The 13,990-nt window shown below is 70.4% G+C and carries 11 protein-coding genes, 1 other RNA gene and 1 pseudogene; 8 read left to right on the top strand and 5 right to left on the bottom strand.

The features are described 5' to 3' along the window. Nucleotides 1-147: 147 nt before the first annotated feature. Nucleotides 148-1,812, top strand: coding sequence for an ABC-F family ATP-binding cassette domain-containing protein (locus H4F70_RS15655; protein ID WP_182357850.1), 1,665 nt, complete (start codon nucleotides 148-150; stop codon nucleotides 1,810-1,812). 52 nt (nucleotides 1,813-1,864) lie between these two features. Beyond that, on the top strand, nucleotides 1,865-2,014 hold the full coding sequence (locus H4F70_RS15650; protein WP_182357849.1) for a hypothetical protein: 150 nt from the start codon (nucleotides 1,865-1,867) through the stop codon (nucleotides 2,012-2,014). Between the two features lie 79 nt (nucleotides 2,015-2,093). On the opposite strand, the gene H4F70_RS15645 is transcribed toward H4F70_RS15650, so the two are convergent. The 3 genes from H4F70_RS15645 to hisN form a co-directional block, all read right to left on the bottom strand. After that, on the bottom strand, nucleotides 2,094-3,302 hold the full coding sequence (locus tag H4F70_RS15645) for an acyl-CoA dehydrogenase family protein (protein WP_182357848.1): 1,209 nt from the start codon (nucleotides 3,300-3,302) through the stop codon (nucleotides 2,094-2,096). 67 nt (nucleotides 3,303-3,369) lie between these two features. Then, nucleotides 3,370-4,767: an acyl-CoA dehydrogenase family protein gene (locus H4F70_RS15640; RefSeq protein ID WP_182357847.1), complete on the bottom strand. Its 1,398-nt coding sequence runs from the start codon at nucleotides 4,765-4,767 to the stop codon at nucleotides 3,370-3,372. Nucleotides 4,768-5,411: 644 nt separating this feature from the next. Next, on the bottom strand, nucleotides 5,412-6,197 hold the full coding sequence (gene hisN, locus H4F70_RS15635) for a histidinol-phosphatase (RefSeq protein WP_182357846.1): 786 nt from the start codon (nucleotides 6,195-6,197) through the stop codon (nucleotides 5,412-5,414). A 77-nt stretch (nucleotides 6,198-6,274) separates the two neighbouring features. Here hisN and prfB point away from each other — a divergent pair, with 77 nt between their 5' ends. The 4 genes from prfB to smpB all read left to right on the top strand — a co-directional run bounded on the left by prfB (nucleotide 6,275) and on the right by smpB (nucleotide 9,767). Beyond that, nucleotides 6,275-7,390: a peptide chain release factor 2 gene (gene prfB / locus H4F70_RS15630; protein ID WP_182357845.1), complete on the top strand. Its 1,116-nt coding sequence runs from the start codon at nucleotides 6,275-6,277 to the stop codon at nucleotides 7,388-7,390. 91 nt (nucleotides 7,391-7,481) lie between these two features. Then, nucleotides 7,482-8,171, top strand: a complete 690-nt coding sequence (gene ftsE, locus H4F70_RS15625; protein ID WP_182346703.1) for a cell division ATP-binding protein FtsE — start codon at nucleotides 7,482-7,484, stop codon at nucleotides 8,169-8,171. 95 nt (nucleotides 8,172-8,266) lie between these two features. Continuing rightward, complete coding sequence (gene ftsX, locus H4F70_RS15620) at nucleotides 8,267-9,169, top strand: permease-like cell division protein FtsX (RefSeq protein WP_182357844.1); 903 nt, start codon at nucleotides 8,267-8,269, stop codon at nucleotides 9,167-9,169. Between the two features lie 82 nt (nucleotides 9,170-9,251). Continuing rightward, complete coding sequence (smpB, locus tag H4F70_RS15615) at nucleotides 9,252-9,767, top strand: SsrA-binding protein SmpB (RefSeq protein ID WP_182346705.1); 516 nt, start codon at nucleotides 9,252-9,254, stop codon at nucleotides 9,765-9,767. A 37-nt stretch (nucleotides 9,768-9,804) separates the two neighbouring features. On the opposite strand, the gene H4F70_RS15610 is transcribed toward smpB, so the two are convergent. Then, nucleotides 9,805-10,980: an ABC transporter permease gene (locus H4F70_RS15610; protein WP_182357843.1), complete on the bottom strand. Its 1,176-nt coding sequence runs from the start codon at nucleotides 10,978-10,980 to the stop codon at nucleotides 9,805-9,807. A 292-nt stretch (nucleotides 10,981-11,272) separates the two neighbouring features. Between H4F70_RS15610 and ssrA the strand changes: the two genes are divergently transcribed. After that, nucleotides 11,273-11,649, top strand: a transfer-messenger RNA (tmRNA) gene (ssrA, locus tag H4F70_RS15605). Nucleotides 11,650-11,743: 94 nt separating this feature from the next. On the opposite strand, the gene H4F70_RS15600 is transcribed toward ssrA, so the two are convergent. After that, nucleotides 11,744-13,042: an Nramp family divalent metal transporter gene (locus H4F70_RS15600; protein WP_182360453.1), complete on the bottom strand. Its 1,299-nt coding sequence runs from the start codon at nucleotides 13,040-13,042 to the stop codon at nucleotides 11,744-11,746. Between the two features lie 327 nt (nucleotides 13,043-13,369). Here H4F70_RS15600 and H4F70_RS15595 point away from each other — a divergent pair. Continuing rightward, nucleotides 13,370-13,822: pseudogene (locus H4F70_RS15595) on the top strand (MauE/DoxX family redox-associated membrane protein); the annotation flags it as partial. Nucleotides 13,823-13,990: the final 168 nt, after the last annotated feature.

Genomic DNA, 13,990 nt, shown 5'->3' with positions numbered 1-13,990 from the left:
GTGGGCCGGGTAACAAGAGCATTGCCGTACGCCGACGGTCGAGCTAGCCTCTAGTCCGTTCCTGTCGCCGAGAGCGAGACGAGTGATGCCGGTGCTCCACCAGAGGTAGTCCGCAGCTGCACAGCCGCATACTTCCTGGGAGCACCCATGTCCGCATCATCGTCGATTCCTCCGTCCGCGACACCCGCCCCGGCGCGATCCGGCCGCGACCGCGGTGCGAGCAGCAACAGCGTCGTCTTGTCCGACCTCACGTTCCGGTGGCCCGACGGCACCGTCGTGTTCGACGGTCTCACCACCGTGTTCCCGGCGGGCCGCACCGCGCTGGTCGGCCGCAACGGGGCCGGCAAGTCCACGTTGTTCCGGTTGTTGGCCGGGGATCTGACTCCGGAACGCGGCTCGGTCGCCGCTCCGCGGCCGGTGGCGGTGCTGCCGCAGGACGTCACCCTCGACGCGGACCGGACGGTCGCGGAGACGCTGGGGGTGGCGGCCGTGCGCGAGGCGCTGCGCCGCATCGAGGAGGGTTCCGTCGACCCGGCCGACTTCGACGCGGTGGGCGAGGATTGGGACGTCGACGCCCGGTGCCGCGCGATGCTCGGGCGGCTCGGCCTGCGGCTCGATGATCTCGACCGCACGGTGGGCACGGTGTCCGGCGGCGAGGCGACGATGATCGCGCTCGCCGGGCTGCTGCTCGCCGAGCCGCAGGCGTTGTTGCTCGACGAGCCGACCAACAACCTCGACGTCGCGGCCCGTGGCCGGCTGCGCGAGGTCCTCGGCGCGTTGACGGTGCCCGTCCTCGTCGTCAGTCACGACCTCGACCTGCTCGAGTCCGTCGACGCCACGGCCGAGCTGCGCGCAGGCCGGATCCGGCTGTTCGGCGGCCCGTACAGCCATTACCGTCAGGTCATCGAGGCCGAGCAGGCGGCGGCCGCCCAGCGCGTCAGCGATGCCCGCAGCGACCTTCGCAAGCAGCGTGCGGAGATGGTCGAGGCGCGCATCAAACTGGACCGGCGCCGGCGCTACGGCAGGAAGATGCAGGAGAACAAGCGCGAACCGAAGATCATCATGGGGCTGCGCAAGCAGCAGGCGCAGGTCTCCGCGGGCAAGTTGCGCGGCGCCCACGAGGAGGAGGTGGAGCGGGCGGCGGAGGCGCTGGACGAGGCGCGCGAACAGGTGCGCGACGACAAGCGCATCCGGATCGACCTGCCCGAGTGCGCGCTGCCGCCGCGGCGCGAGGTGCTGGCGATGCCCTGGCCCCCGCTTCCGTCGCAGCTCCGGTCGCCGCCATCGACCGTGTCCACCGATACTCGCGGCGCCGACGAGGACGGGCTCTCGGTGGTGGGCCCGGAACGGATCGGCGTCGTCGGGCGCAACGGTTCGGGGAAGACGACGCTGCTGCGGGCGATCGCCGTCTCGGACGGTCTGCGGGTTCCGGCGGCCTGCCTGCCGCAGCGGCTCGACTTCCTCGACGACGGCGTGACGGTGGCCGAGGCCGTTGCGGACGCGCGCCCGGAGGCGGACGCCGAAACCGTGCACGCGCACCTGGCGCGTCTGCTGTTCCGGGGGCGCTCATCGGGCAAGACCGTCGGCGCGCTGTCGGGCGGCGAGCGGCTGCGCGCCGCGCTGGGCGTGGTGCTGTTCCGGCGGCCCGCCCCGCAGTTGCTCATGCTCGACGAACCGACGAACAACCTCGACATCGAATCCGTCGAGCAGCTTGCTGATGCGCTGCGCGGCTGGCCCGGGGCGCTCATCGTCGTCAGCCACGACGCTCGGTTCCTCGGCGCGGTCGGGGTGGATCGCCGGATCGAGCTGTGACGCGGTCCCGCGCAGCATCTCCGCGAACAGCCCGGACCCGGCGGCTGCGGGTTTGACTTTCCCGCAGACCGCAGGTCAATATCTTGAACGAAAGACCAAAACACTGAATGGAGACGTCATGATCCTCGGTTCGCTCGGCCTCACCCTCGCCGGTCTCGTCAGCGGCCTGCTCGGCGGCCTCGGAAGCCTCCTCGGCATCTGAGAGGGGAAAGCTCCAGCGGCCCCGGACCGAGAGGTCCGGGGCCGCTGTTCTGCGGGGGCGACGACCGTTCTCGGCGCTGCTACTTCAGTTCGGCGGACGAGAGCCCCAGCACCCGGCGGGCGACGATGAGCTGCTGGATCTGCTGGGTGCCCTCGAAGATGTCGAGGATCTTCGCGTCACGCGCCCACTTCTCCAGCAGCGAGCGCTCCGAGTATCCGTAGCTGCCGGCCAGTTCGACAGCTTTGAGCGTGACGGCGGTGCCCATGCGGCCGGCCTTCGCCTTGGCCATCGAGGCCTCCAGCGAATTGGGCTTCTTGTTGTCGGCCATCCAGGCGGCCCGGATGGTGAGCAGTTGGGCGGCCTCCCAGTCGGCCTCCAGCTCGAGGTAGGCGGCGGCCGCGGCGGGCTGGTTGACGGCGGGGACGTCGTAGGAGATCTCGATGCCCGCGTCGGTGAGGATCTGCCGGAGCTCCTCGAGCGCGGCACGCGCCACGCCCACCGCCATGCCCGCGACCAGCGGGCGGGTGTTGTCGAAGGTGGCCATCACGCCGCCGAAGCCTTTGGCGGTGTCCACCTCGGCGCTGCCGAGGATGTTGTCGCGGGGGATGCGGCAATCCTCCAACAGCAGCACGGCGGTGTCGGAGGCCTTGATGCCGAGCTTGTGCTCCAGGCGCGCCACCGACAGTCCGGGGGCGTCGCGGGGGACGACGAACGATTTGATGGCTGCGCGGCCCTTCGCGCGGTCGACGCTGGCCCACACGACGATGTGCGTGGAGCGCTCGCCGGCGGTGACGAAGATCTTCTCGCCGTTGAGCACCCACTCGTCGCCGTCGAGCACTGCGGTGGTGGTGACGGCGGCCGAGTCGGAGCCGAAGCCCGGCTCGGTGATCGCCATCGACGCCCACACCTTGCCGAAGCGCTCGAGCTGCTCGTCGGTGGCCACCGAGGCGATCGCCGAGTTGCCCAGCCCCTGGTAGGGGATGGCGAGGGTGAGTCCCACGTCGCCCCAGCAGGTTTCGATGACGTTCATGAGCGACGACATGTTGCCGCCGTTGACGTTGCCCTCGGGGGCCTTCGTGTCGGCGCCGCGGCCGAGGGTGGCCCCGGAGGCGGCCTGACCGGCGTCCGCGAGGCCCTCGACCAGGCTGGCCATCGTGTCGAGCTCCACGGGGCGTTCGTGTTCGGCGAGGTCGTACTTGCGGGAGATGGGGCGGAAGATCTGCGCGGCGGCCTGGTGCGCCTGGTTGGACGCGGCCTTCATCTTCTTCGGAAGTTCGAGGTTGATCATGGTGTCTCCATGGTGGGGAGTGGACGCTGGCGTGGTTGCGGGATCCTCTGAGCCGGTGCGGGACCGGTCAGACGAGGACCACACCCTCGCCGATTCCGGCGGCACGCAGGTCGCGGTACCAGCGCTCCACCGGGTGCTCCTTGGTGTAGCCGTGGCCGCCGAGGAGCTGCACGCCGTCGAGGCCGATCTGCATCCCCTTGTCGGCGGCGAGCGTGCGTGCCAGGGCCGCCTCGCGGTGGAAGGCCAGCCCCTGGTCGGCGCGGGAGGCCCCGCGGTAGGCGACCAGGCGCAGGCCGTCGAGCTCGATGGCGGTGTTCGCCACCATGAAGGCGACGGCCTGCCGGTGGCTGACGGGCTCGCCGAAGGCCTCGCGCTCGTTGACGTACGGCGTCACGTAGTCCAGCACGGCCTGCCCGGTGCCCACGGCCAGTGAGGACCAGCCGAGGCGGGAGAGCGCGATGGCGTCGGAGTACTCCTGGGCGCGCACGGCGGGGTCCGCGTCCGGCCCGCCCAGCAGTGCCGTCCGGGGCAGGGAGACGTCCTCGAGGATGAGCCGGCCCAGGCCCGCGGCGCGCAGGCCCATACTCGGGTCCGCCTCGACGACGAGGCCGCGGGAGTCCGACTCCACCAGGAAGAACGCGGGCTTGCCGTCGAGCTCCGCGGCGATGACGAACAGTTCCGCCGCGCCGGCCGCCGGCACCATCGACTTGACGCCGTCGAGGGTGTAACCGTCGGCGGTGCGGACGGCCTTGGTCTGCAGCGCGAACGGGTTGAACAGCGGCCGCGGCTCCGCGACGACGACGGCCGCGGCGGGGACCTTCTCACCCGCGAAGGCCGGCAGATAGGTTCGCTGCTGCTCGTCGGTGCCCCATTGCGTGAGTGCGACGGCGACGCCGCTGGGCGCCAGCACCGGCAGTGCCAGTCCCATGTCGCCGTGGGCGAGGGCCTCCGCGACGAGCGCGTTGGTGACGGCCCCGCGCTCCTCGGCGACCCCCTCGAGCGAGTCGGGGATGTTGATCATGGTCACGCCCAGTTCCGCGGCCCGGCCGAGCAGGTCGGCGGGGGCGGCCGCGGCGGCGTCGGCGTCCGACGCCGCAGGGCGCAGGATCTCCGCCGCGAAGTCTTTGACCGTCGCGACGATCATCTGCTGTTCATCGGTGGGCGTGACGTCGAACCCGCCGGGCTTGGCCGACTTCAGCCGGGCGGGCGTGCCGCCGCCGGGCACTTTGTCGAAAACGCGGTTGGCGGCGCCGAGGGTGCGGAAGCCGGTCTTGGTCCCCTCGTAGGCGACGCGGTCGACCGTTTCGCGGATGCGGTACTTGTCCGCGAGGCTCGACCCCGTGATGGAGGTGAGCACGCGCATGGCCGTGCCGATGACGTCGCGTCGGACGGGGTTGAGTCCGACGGTGGAGTCGGCGCGGCGCGGCCGCGCGGGGGAATTGCCGTTCTTGCTCATAGTCACCATCTGTCCGTGAGGGCCGGGTGTGCGGAGGGCGAGGCCGCCCGCACCTGCCGGGTCGCAAGGCGGACCCGGATCTTCTCGCAGCCAATCTTACTCCAAAGTAAGTTGGTTGTGAACTGAAACCCCGTTCCGCACGCATGGATCCGCGCCCGGAACCGTCCGCGGACCGGATGAGAGAACTCTCATCGGGGTGTCATCGTGCACTCATTGAACCGGCGTTTGCTTGTCGGTGGGGTCGACGGGAGGCGAGCGTGGGGGCAGGGCGCTCGCAGCACGGACAACAGGAGTGAACGCCATGACCATCGCTGCGGAGCGCGCCACCGGCGCGGTGCAGATCATTGACGAATCGCTGTGCGAGGAGCGCGGCGCAGCGCTGTCCCCGGGGCGGTTGCGGGCCGCCAAGAAGGCGTATACGACCCGTCACCTCGCGCGGCGGCTCGCCGCCGATGCGACGGGCTATCGGCTGACGGCGTCGCGCCCGTCGGCCGCCCACGCGACGATCGCGGCGGCGCCGACGGCGGAGGCGGCTCCTGCCGCGGCGGCCACCGGCGACGGTCGTCGTTCACGCATGCCCCCACCCTGCGTCGGCGCACGCCTGCGGCGGGCGGTCGATGAGAGCTTTCTCATCGACTGCCCGCCGATGCGGCTCACGTCCCGATCCGCGCAAGTACCGCGTCGTGCAGCAGCCCGTTGGTGGCGACGGCGCTGCCGCCCGCGGGGCCCACGGTGCCGTCGAGCGCGGTGAAGCGGCCGCCCGCCTCGCGGACGAGGACGTCGAGGGCCGCAAGGTCCCACAGCGACACCTCCGGCTCGGCCGCGATGTCGACGGCGCCCTCGGCGACGAGGCAGTAGGAGAGGAAGTCGCCGTAGCCGCGCAGCCGCCACACCTCGTCGGTGAGTGCGATGACGCGGTCGCGGTCGCCGCGCTCGCGCCAACCGGACAGGCTCGACAGCGACAGGCTCGCCGCGCCGAGGTCGTGGACCCCCGAGACCCGCAGCGCGCGCGGCAGGCCGCCCTCGAAGGTGCTGAACGCGCCCTCGCCGGCGGTCGCCCACCAGCGGCGCGACAACGCCGGGGCGCTGACCATGCCGAGCACGGGCGCCCCGTCCTCGAACAACGCGATCAGGGTGGCCCACACGGGGACGCCCCGGACGAAGTTCTTCGTTCCGTCGATGGGGTCCACCACCCACTGCCGGCCGGTGGGTGCGGGGTCGCCCCCGAACTCCTCGCCGAGGACGGCGTCGTCCGGACGCTCGATCTCCAGGATGTCGCGGATGATGCGTTCGACGGCCACGTCCGCATCGGTGACGGGCGTCATGTCCGGCTTGTCCTGCACGCGCAGGTCGGCGGAGCGGAACCGCTTGCCGGTGATCGAATCGGCGCGATTCGCCAGGCGCAGCGCAAGGTCCAGGTCGGCGGCGTACATGGCCATGACCGTACCGTGGCGCGGCCGCCGCCAGGCGACTCCGTCCGGGTCGGCGCGGCGGACGGCGGGTAGCCTTGTCTACCGTGCAACCTGACGTTTCCGCAGACCTCGCAGAACTCGAGACCACCTTGTCGACGGTCGAGCGCGTGCTCGACATCGACGAGCTGGCCCGCCGCATCGACGAGCTCGAGCACCAGGCCGCCGACCCGGAGCTGTGGAACGACCAGGACCACGCGCAGAAGGTCACCAGCGAACTCTCCTATGCGCAGGGGACGCTGCGGCGGGCGCGTGACCTGCGCTCGCGCCTGGACGACCTGCCCGTCCTCTACGAGCTGGCCGACGAGGAGGAGGGCGATGCGGCGGCCGCTGCCCTCGAGGACGCCGACGCCGACCGCGCGCGGTTGCGCTCGGACATCGAGGCTATGGAGGTGCGCACGCTCCTGTCCGGCGAGTACGACCCGCGTGAGGCGCTGGTGAACATCCGCTCCGGCGCCGGTGGCGTGGACGCGGCGGACTTCGCCGAGATGCTCATGCGCATGTACGTGCGCTGGGCGGAGAAGCACGGCCACAAGGTGGAGGTGTACGACACCTCCTACGCGGAGGAGGCCGGCATCAAGAGCGCCACCTTCGCCGTCAAGGATCCGTACATGTACGGCACGCTGTCGGTGGAACAGGGCACGCACCGCCTGGTGCGCATCAGCCCCTTCGACAACCAGGGCCGCCGCCAGACGTCCTTCGCCGAGGTCGAGGTGCTGCCCGTGGTGGAGACGACCGACAGCATCGACGTCCCGGAGAACGACGTGCGTGTCGACGTCTACCGCTCGTCCGGCCCCGGCGGGCAGTCGGTGAACACCACCGACTCGGCCGTGCGGCTCACCCACATCCCCACGGGCATCGTGGTCACCTGCCAGAACGAGAAGTCGCAGCTGCAGAACAAGGTGGCGGCGATGAAGGTGCTGCAGGCCAAGCTCCTCGAGCGCAAGCGCCAGGAGGAGAAGGCCGCGCTGGACGAGCTGGGCGCCGGCGGCAACGCGTCGTGGGGCAACCAGATGCGCTCGTACGTCCTGCACCCGTACCAGATGGTCAAGGACCTGCGCACCGAGTACGAGGTCAACAACCCGCAGACGGTGCTCGACGGCGAGCTGGACGGATTCATCGAGGCCGGCATCCGCTGGCGCATGCGCACCGACGAGGACTGACACCGACGAAGACCGGCGCCGACGAGGACTGAGCGGCGCGCCGGAGTCGGCGGACCGGCGCCGCCCGGGGGCATGGCTACACTGGCTCTCCGTGATCCGTCTCGTGAATGTCTCCAAGTCGTACAAGACGTCGACCCGGCCCGCGCTGGACAAGGTGAACGTCGAGGTCGGCAAGGGGGAGTTCGCCTTTCTCATCGGGCCGTCCGGGTCCGGGAAGTCGACGTTCCTCAAACTGCTGCTCAAGGACGAAGTGCCCTCCTCCGGTGACGTTTTCGTGGGCGAGACCCGCGTGAACCGGCTGCCGGGACGCAAGGTGCCGCAGCTGCGTCAGACCATCGGCTGCGTGTTCCAGGACTTCCGGCTGCTGCAGCAGAAGAACGTCTACGAGAACGTCGCATTCGCGCTCGAGGTGATCGGCAAGCGCGAGGCGAACATCAAACAGGTCGTCCCCGAGGTGCTCGACATGGTGGGCCTGGCCGGCAAGTCGCATCGGCTGCCGCACGAGCTCTCCGGCGGCGAGCAGCAGCGCGTCGCCATCGCGCGGGCGTTCGTCAACCGGCCGCTGCTGCTGCTGGCCGACGAGCCCACCGGCAACCTCGACCCCGATACGTCCGGCGGGATCATGCTGCTGCTCGACAAGATCAACCGCACCGGCACCACCGTGCTCATGGCCACGCACGACCACGAGATCGTCGACTCGATGCGCCGGCGCGTCGTGGAACTGCAGCTGGGCAAGCTGGTCCGCGACGAGGAGCGCGGCGTGTACGGCGTGGGCAGGTAGCCCGCGCGGCGGACGGGGCGGCGGGGCCGCTCGCGTCATGCCGCCGTTCCCACGCCGAACCGCCGACGTCCCCACCGACCGGAGAACACACACCCATGCGCGCGAAATTCGTCTTCAGCGAGGTCCTCCAGGGGCTTCGCCGCAACATCACGATGACGGTGGCGATGATCATCACCACCGCGATCTCGATCGGCCTGCTCGGCAGCGGCCTGCTCGTGGTCCAGATGAGCCACGCGACCGAGCAGATCTATCTGGACCGCGTGGAGGTCGAGCTGTTCCTCACCGACGACATCTCCACCAACGACCCGGACTGCACCCAGGCCACGTGCACGCAGCTGCGGCAGGACCTGGCGGAGGCGGCCGGCCAGTCGTCGGTGACCTTCGTCAGCCGCGACGAGGCCTACAAGATCTACCAGCAGCAGTTCGCCTCGGACCCGGAGATGCTCTCGCTGGTCCGCCCGGAGGCGCTGCCGGCGTCGTTCAAGGTCAAGGTGGACGACCAGAAGCTGTTCGGGGAGCTCGACCGCGAGTTCAGCGAGCGGACCGGCGTCCAGCGCGTGCGCACCCAGGCGGATCTGGTGGACCGGCTGTTCTCGGTCCTCGACGGCATCCGCAACGCGGCGTTCGCGGTGGCCCTGGTGCAGGGCGTGGGCGCGGTGCTGCTGATCGCGAACATGATCCAGATCGCCGCCTTCTCGCGCCGCACCGAGGTGGGCATCATGCGCCTGGTGGGCGCGTCCCGCTGGTACACGCAGCTCCCGTTCCTGCTGGAGGTGGTGGTGGCCGCCGTGGTCGGATCGGTGCTCGCCGTGGCCGGGCTGTTCGCGGCGAACAACCTGTTCATCAAGGACGTACTGTCGGATCTGTACAGTTCCAACATCATCGCCAGGATCACGGATGCGGACATCGGCCTCGTGGCGCCGATCCTCATCGGGGTGAGCGCGGTGCTCGCGGCGGTGACCGGCTGGATCACACTGCGCCTGTACGTGCGGGAATGACGGCGCCGGAAGTGACGGTGCCGGGAGTGACGGCGCCGCCGGACGCGGCGGGCGCATCGGGGACGAGACGGGAAAGCTGAGCATGGCCAAGAAGGGCAAGGGCGGCAAGAAGTCCAAGGCCGCGGACGCCGACGGCAGGCGGGTGATCGCCACCAACCGCAAGGCCCGCCACAACTACGTGATCCTCGACACCTACGAGGCCGGGGTGGCGCTGGTGGGCACCGAGGTCAAGAGCCTGCGCGAAGGCAAGGCGTCGCTGGTTGACGCTTTCGCCACGGTCGACGACGGCGAGGTGTGGCTCCGCGGCCTGCACATCCCCGAGTATTCGCACGGCACCTGGACCAACCATGCGCCGCGGCGGGTGCGTAAGCTGCTGCTGCACCGGCGCCAGATCGAGATGCTCATCGGCAAGACCCAGGAGGGCAGCCTGACCCTGGTGCCGTTGTCGATGTACTTCTCCGGCGGCAAGGTCAAGCTGGAACTGGCGCTGGCGCGCGGCAAGCAGGTATACGACAAGCGGCAGGACATCCGGCGCCGCACCATGGAACGCGAGGTCACTCGCGAGCTCGGCCGCCGCGTCAAGGGCATGCGCGGCTGAGCCCACAGGTGGACGCGGGGGTGACGGGGTTGGGGGATCAACGCACCGGAACGGGTTCCCGATCCGGAGCCTCCGCGGCCGCGGCGCGGGTCTTTCCAGCCGCGTCGGAGGTGTGCCTGCTCGTGCGCCGCACGGTGATCGCGAGCCCGGCCGCGGCGACCGCCAGCCAGCCGGCGAGGATGAGCAGTCCGTGCCCGGCGCCGTTGCCGCCGAAGTAGATCACCGACTGCATGGCCTGGATCGCGCCCGAGCCGATCCAGAACGCATGCACGGCCTCCCACGCCGCCGGCAGCATCGACGGCGCGATGGCGCCGCCCGCGCTGGGGAAGTTCAGGAAGATCGCGACCATCATCACCGCCATGATCGCCGCCTGGCCGAGCAGCCTGTTGAGCAGCACCGCGACGATCCCGATCGTGAACGTGTAGAGGACGCCGATGAGCAGCAACGCGGTCAGACCGCCCGCGCCGGCGCCGTACGTGCCGGTGAAGATCGACGAGACTGCGAAGGCGATGAGGGTCAGTGCCACGGACATGGCGCCGAGGATGCCCAGCTGCCTCCGCAGCGTCATGTTCGGCGCCAGCTGGGACAGCACCGTGACGGTGAGGTAGCCGGCGATGGAGCAGACGACCATGAAGTAGAACAGTCCCATCCCGGTGGCGTCCCCTCCGGTGACGGGCGCGATGTCGTCGACAGTCACAGTGGTCCCGGTCTGCTGCGCGAGGGGAGCGGCGACCGACTGCACCGTCTGCGCCACCGTGGCGCTCCCCCCGGAGGCGACGTGCGCCACCACGGGGCTGCCGAGCTCGATCACGCCTTGCACGTCGCGGTCGGCGAGGCGCTCGAGCGCGCCGTCCAGGTCGGTCGAGGTGGCGACGTCGAACGCACCCGGCGAGCCCTGTTCCAGCCCGGAGGCCACCGCTGCCGCGGAGGAGCCGGGGCCGACGACGGTCAGCCGCATGTCGTGCGGGGCGGGATTGTGGAATGCGCTGACGTAGCACAGCGCGAACATGACGACGAAGAACAGCGGGAAGACCATGGCCTTCGCGATGGTCGCGAGGCCCACCGGGGCGTCGGTGCCCGGTGGGGCCTCGTGCGCGGGGCGGTGCCCGCCGAGCGTCGGGGCGACCGCCTCGATGTCGTCGGCGAGGATCTCCGCGTAGTCGGCTTCGCGCGCGGTGTCGCCGCGCGGGCTGTCCCGCTGTTCTGCGTTCATGACTGCATCCCCTGACGGAGTCTTGTGGCGATGCGACCTAGTCAACACCGTTGACAATGCCACGTCAACAGTGTTGACGAGTGAGCATGCACACCGTCGACCTGGGAATACGCGCGGTTCCACCGCGGGGGTCGCCGACGGGATGATTTCGGCGTCCGCGCGCGTTAGACTGTGTTGTCCACGCGGATGCGTGTGGGGCTGCGGATGTCTGATGGGTGATCGCGTGAAGCGCGATCCTGCGGCAGGCGTTCGCTGTGCAGGAAGAATCGCACGGCTGCGAGAGTCGTGGAAAGGGGCTGAACGGTTTCGACTGCGTGAGTAGATCCAAGGGAAGCGTGCCGGTGCAGGCAGGAGACCACCGTAAGCGTCGCTGCAACCAATTAAGCGCCAACTCCAAGCAGAGCGCTGACTCCTTCGCCCTCGCTGCCTAAGCAGCAGGCGTGAGTCTGTCAGTCCGGGTTCGCCCTCGGCCCGGGTACTGGCATCAGCTAGAGGGCTCACCGTCATAATCGGTCGCGGAGATTGACGGGACATCCCACAGCGACTGGGGTCGTCATCCGGACGTGTTCGCGAGATCCGGAGGCCCGAGCAGAGACATAGCGGACTGCGCACGGAGAAGCCTCGGTGACACTGCGGAGGACCCGGGTTCGATTCCCGGCAGCTCCACCGACGACGGGCCCCGGCGGGCGAAGACCACCCGCCGGGGCCCGTTGCTGTGCCCTGCCGGCTATCGCCCGCCCCGCCGGCCGCTGCCCGCCGCCGGCTAATCGACGCCGAGCATGGTCAGGGCGAGCAGTGCGGCATTGAGCGCGACGATCACGGCCACCGTCGCCCAGGAGGCGACGCGGACGACGGGGCCGCTGCGGTACACGCCCATCATCGAGACCTGCGCCGTATAGCGCACCAGGGGGATGAGCGCGAACGGGATGCAGAAGCTCAACACCACCTGGCTGAGGATCAGCGCATAGGTGGGGTCGGCTCCCGCTGCGAGCAGGGCCACGGCCGGTACCAGCGTGACGAGGCGGCGCGCGAGCAGCGGGACACGCACGCGCAGCAGCCCCGACATGATCTCGGCGCCCGCAGCGGCGCCCACCGATGTGGAGGCCAGGCCGGAGGCCAGCAGCCCCACCGCGAACACGGTGCCCACGGCCGGGCCCAGTGCGGCTTCGATGGCGTGGTGCGCGCCCGCGATGGTGTCGGTGCCGGAGACTCCGTGCAGCGCGGCGGCGGCGAGCACGAGCAGCGCGATGTTCACGCCCCCGGCGACGACCAGTGCCACCGCCACGTCCCAGCGGGTGGCGCGCAGCAGCCTGTCGAGGACGGCGTGGCCCCGTCCGGCGTCCTTGCGCACGGGGGCGGTGGGTTCCGCATCCGGGGCATCCGCGCCGCAGCCCTCGGCCGGGCCGTCGGCCGCCCCCCGCGCTTCCAGGTGCACGAGGTCGGCGCGGTGCCGATCGCGCGCGAGTGCGGAATGGACGTAGATGGCATGCGGCATCACCGTCGCCCCGAGCATGCCCGCGGCCAGCAGCAGCGTCTGCACCCCCTCGAAGCGGGGCACGATGCCGCCGACGAGGGCCGAGGGGGAGACGTCGACGAACAGCAGCCCGCAGGTGAAGCCGATCGTGATGATGAGCAGCAGGCCCACCACGAGCAGCTCGAAGCGGCGCTGCCCGCGCCGGTCGCCCACCGCCAGCAGCGCCATCGACACGACTCCGGTGATCGCGCCGCCGGCGGCGAGGGGGAGGCCGAAGAGCAGGTGGAGAGCGATGGCGCCGCCGATCACCTCGGCGACGTCCGTGGCGGCCGCAGCGACCTCGGCCTGCAGCCAGAACCCGCGCCGGGCCGCCGGCCGGAGTCGTGCGCCCAGAGTCTCCGACAGTGACGATCCGGTGACCAGACCCAGCTTCGCGGACAGGTACTGGATGAGCACCGCCATCGCGTTGGCGAGGATCAGCACCCACAGCAGCAGGTATCCGTACCGGGACCCCGCGGTCACGTTCGCGGCGACGTTCCCCGGGTCCACGTATGCGACCGCGGCGACGAAGGCGGGGCCGAACAGCATCGCCACCCTGTGCGCATCGCGCCGCCGCGGCCACACCGGGCGCCGGGTGCCAGGACGGGCGGCCTCCGCGGGATCTGTCGTCGTCGCCAACTGCGGGACTCCTGCCTGTGTGCCACGTGGGGATCGGCGGTGCACATCCTGATGCGCATGCCCCACGATTGATGTTCGTAGATACGAAACTGATGATGAGCACTACCGTAACACTCGCGTCGCGGGCGTCGCGGCCCCCGATTCCGCGTTGCGTGACGGCCGTTTCCGTGCCGGATGTCGTCCGACAGGGTGCAGCGCACGGGCGCGGATGCGGTTCATGCCGGTATCCTCGGCCGCGTGTGGAAACCGATCGTGAGTCTGCTCGCCCGTTTCGGGCTGGCCGCCGTGTGGCTGATCTCCGGCTGGGCGAAGGCCGCCGACGTGCATCAGTCGATGGAGGCCGTCGATGCTTACCGGCTGCTCCCGGACCCGATGGTGCGCGCGGTGGCGATCGGCCTGCCCGCCGTGGAGCTGATCCTCGGTTTCATGCTCATCCTGGGGCTCGCCGTCCGATGGACTGCGATCGTCTCCGGGCTGCTGCTGGTGGTGCTCATCGCCGGCGTCGCGTCGGCGTGGGCCCGCGGCTTGCAGATCGATTGCGGATGCTTCGGCGGCGGCGGGGAGGATGCGTCGGTCACCTGGGTGGACTACGCCGAGGAGATCGCGCGCGACGTCGGCTTCCTCATACTGGCGGCGTGGTTGATGCTGTGGCCGCGCAGTCCGCTCGCCCTCGGGTTCGGTTCGCGAGCCGGACTGGGCCCGCGGAGCCATGGCGCTGAAGACGACAGCGCTGAAGACAACGGCACAGAGGACCACGGCGTTGACGCGGTGGACGCGCGGGACGAGGACGCGCCGGAGGGCGCGGCAGGAACGGTATCGCGCTGACACATCGGCGGATCCTCCCGCCCGCCGGGCCTG

The organism is Tomitella gaofuii (assembly GCF_014126825.1).
Taxonomy (GTDB): domain Bacteria; phylum Actinomycetota; class Actinomycetes; order Mycobacteriales; family Mycobacteriaceae; genus Tomitella; species Tomitella gaofuii.
The sequence above is the reverse complement of the archived record's forward strand: the minus strand, read 5'-3'. Positions and strand labels throughout refer to the sequence as shown.

Excerpts from the sequence above, each read along its gene's own strand:
- H4F70_RS15655 (WP_182357850.1), top strand. The coding sequence starts at position 148 with ATGTCCGCATCATCGTCGATTCCTCCGTCCGCGACACCCGCCCCGGCG.
- H4F70_RS15645 (WP_182357848.1), bottom strand. The coding sequence starts at position 3,302 with ATGATCAACCTCGAACTTCCGAAGAAGATGAAGGCCGCGTCCAACCAG.
- H4F70_RS15640 (WP_182357847.1), bottom strand. The coding sequence starts at position 4,767 with ATGGTGACTATGAGCAAGAACGGCAATTCCCCCGCGCGGCCGCGCCGC.
- hisN (WP_182357846.1), bottom strand. The coding sequence starts at position 6,197 with ATGGCCATGTACGCCGCCGACCTGGACCTTGCGCTGCGCCTGGCGAAT.
- ftsX (WP_182357844.1), top strand. The coding sequence starts at position 8,267 with ATGCGCGCGAAATTCGTCTTCAGCGAGGTCCTCCAGGGGCTTCGCCGC.
- smpB (WP_182346705.1), top strand. The coding sequence starts at position 9,252 with ATGGCCAAGAAGGGCAAGGGCGGCAAGAAGTCCAAGGCCGCGGACGCC.
- H4F70_RS15610 (WP_182357843.1), bottom strand. The coding sequence starts at position 10,980 with ATGAACGCAGAACAGCGGGACAGCCCGCGCGGCGACACCGCGCGCGAA.
- H4F70_RS15600 (WP_182360453.1), bottom strand. The coding sequence starts at position 13,042 with ATGCTGTTCGGCCCCGCCTTCGTCGCCGCGGTCGCATACGTGGACCCG.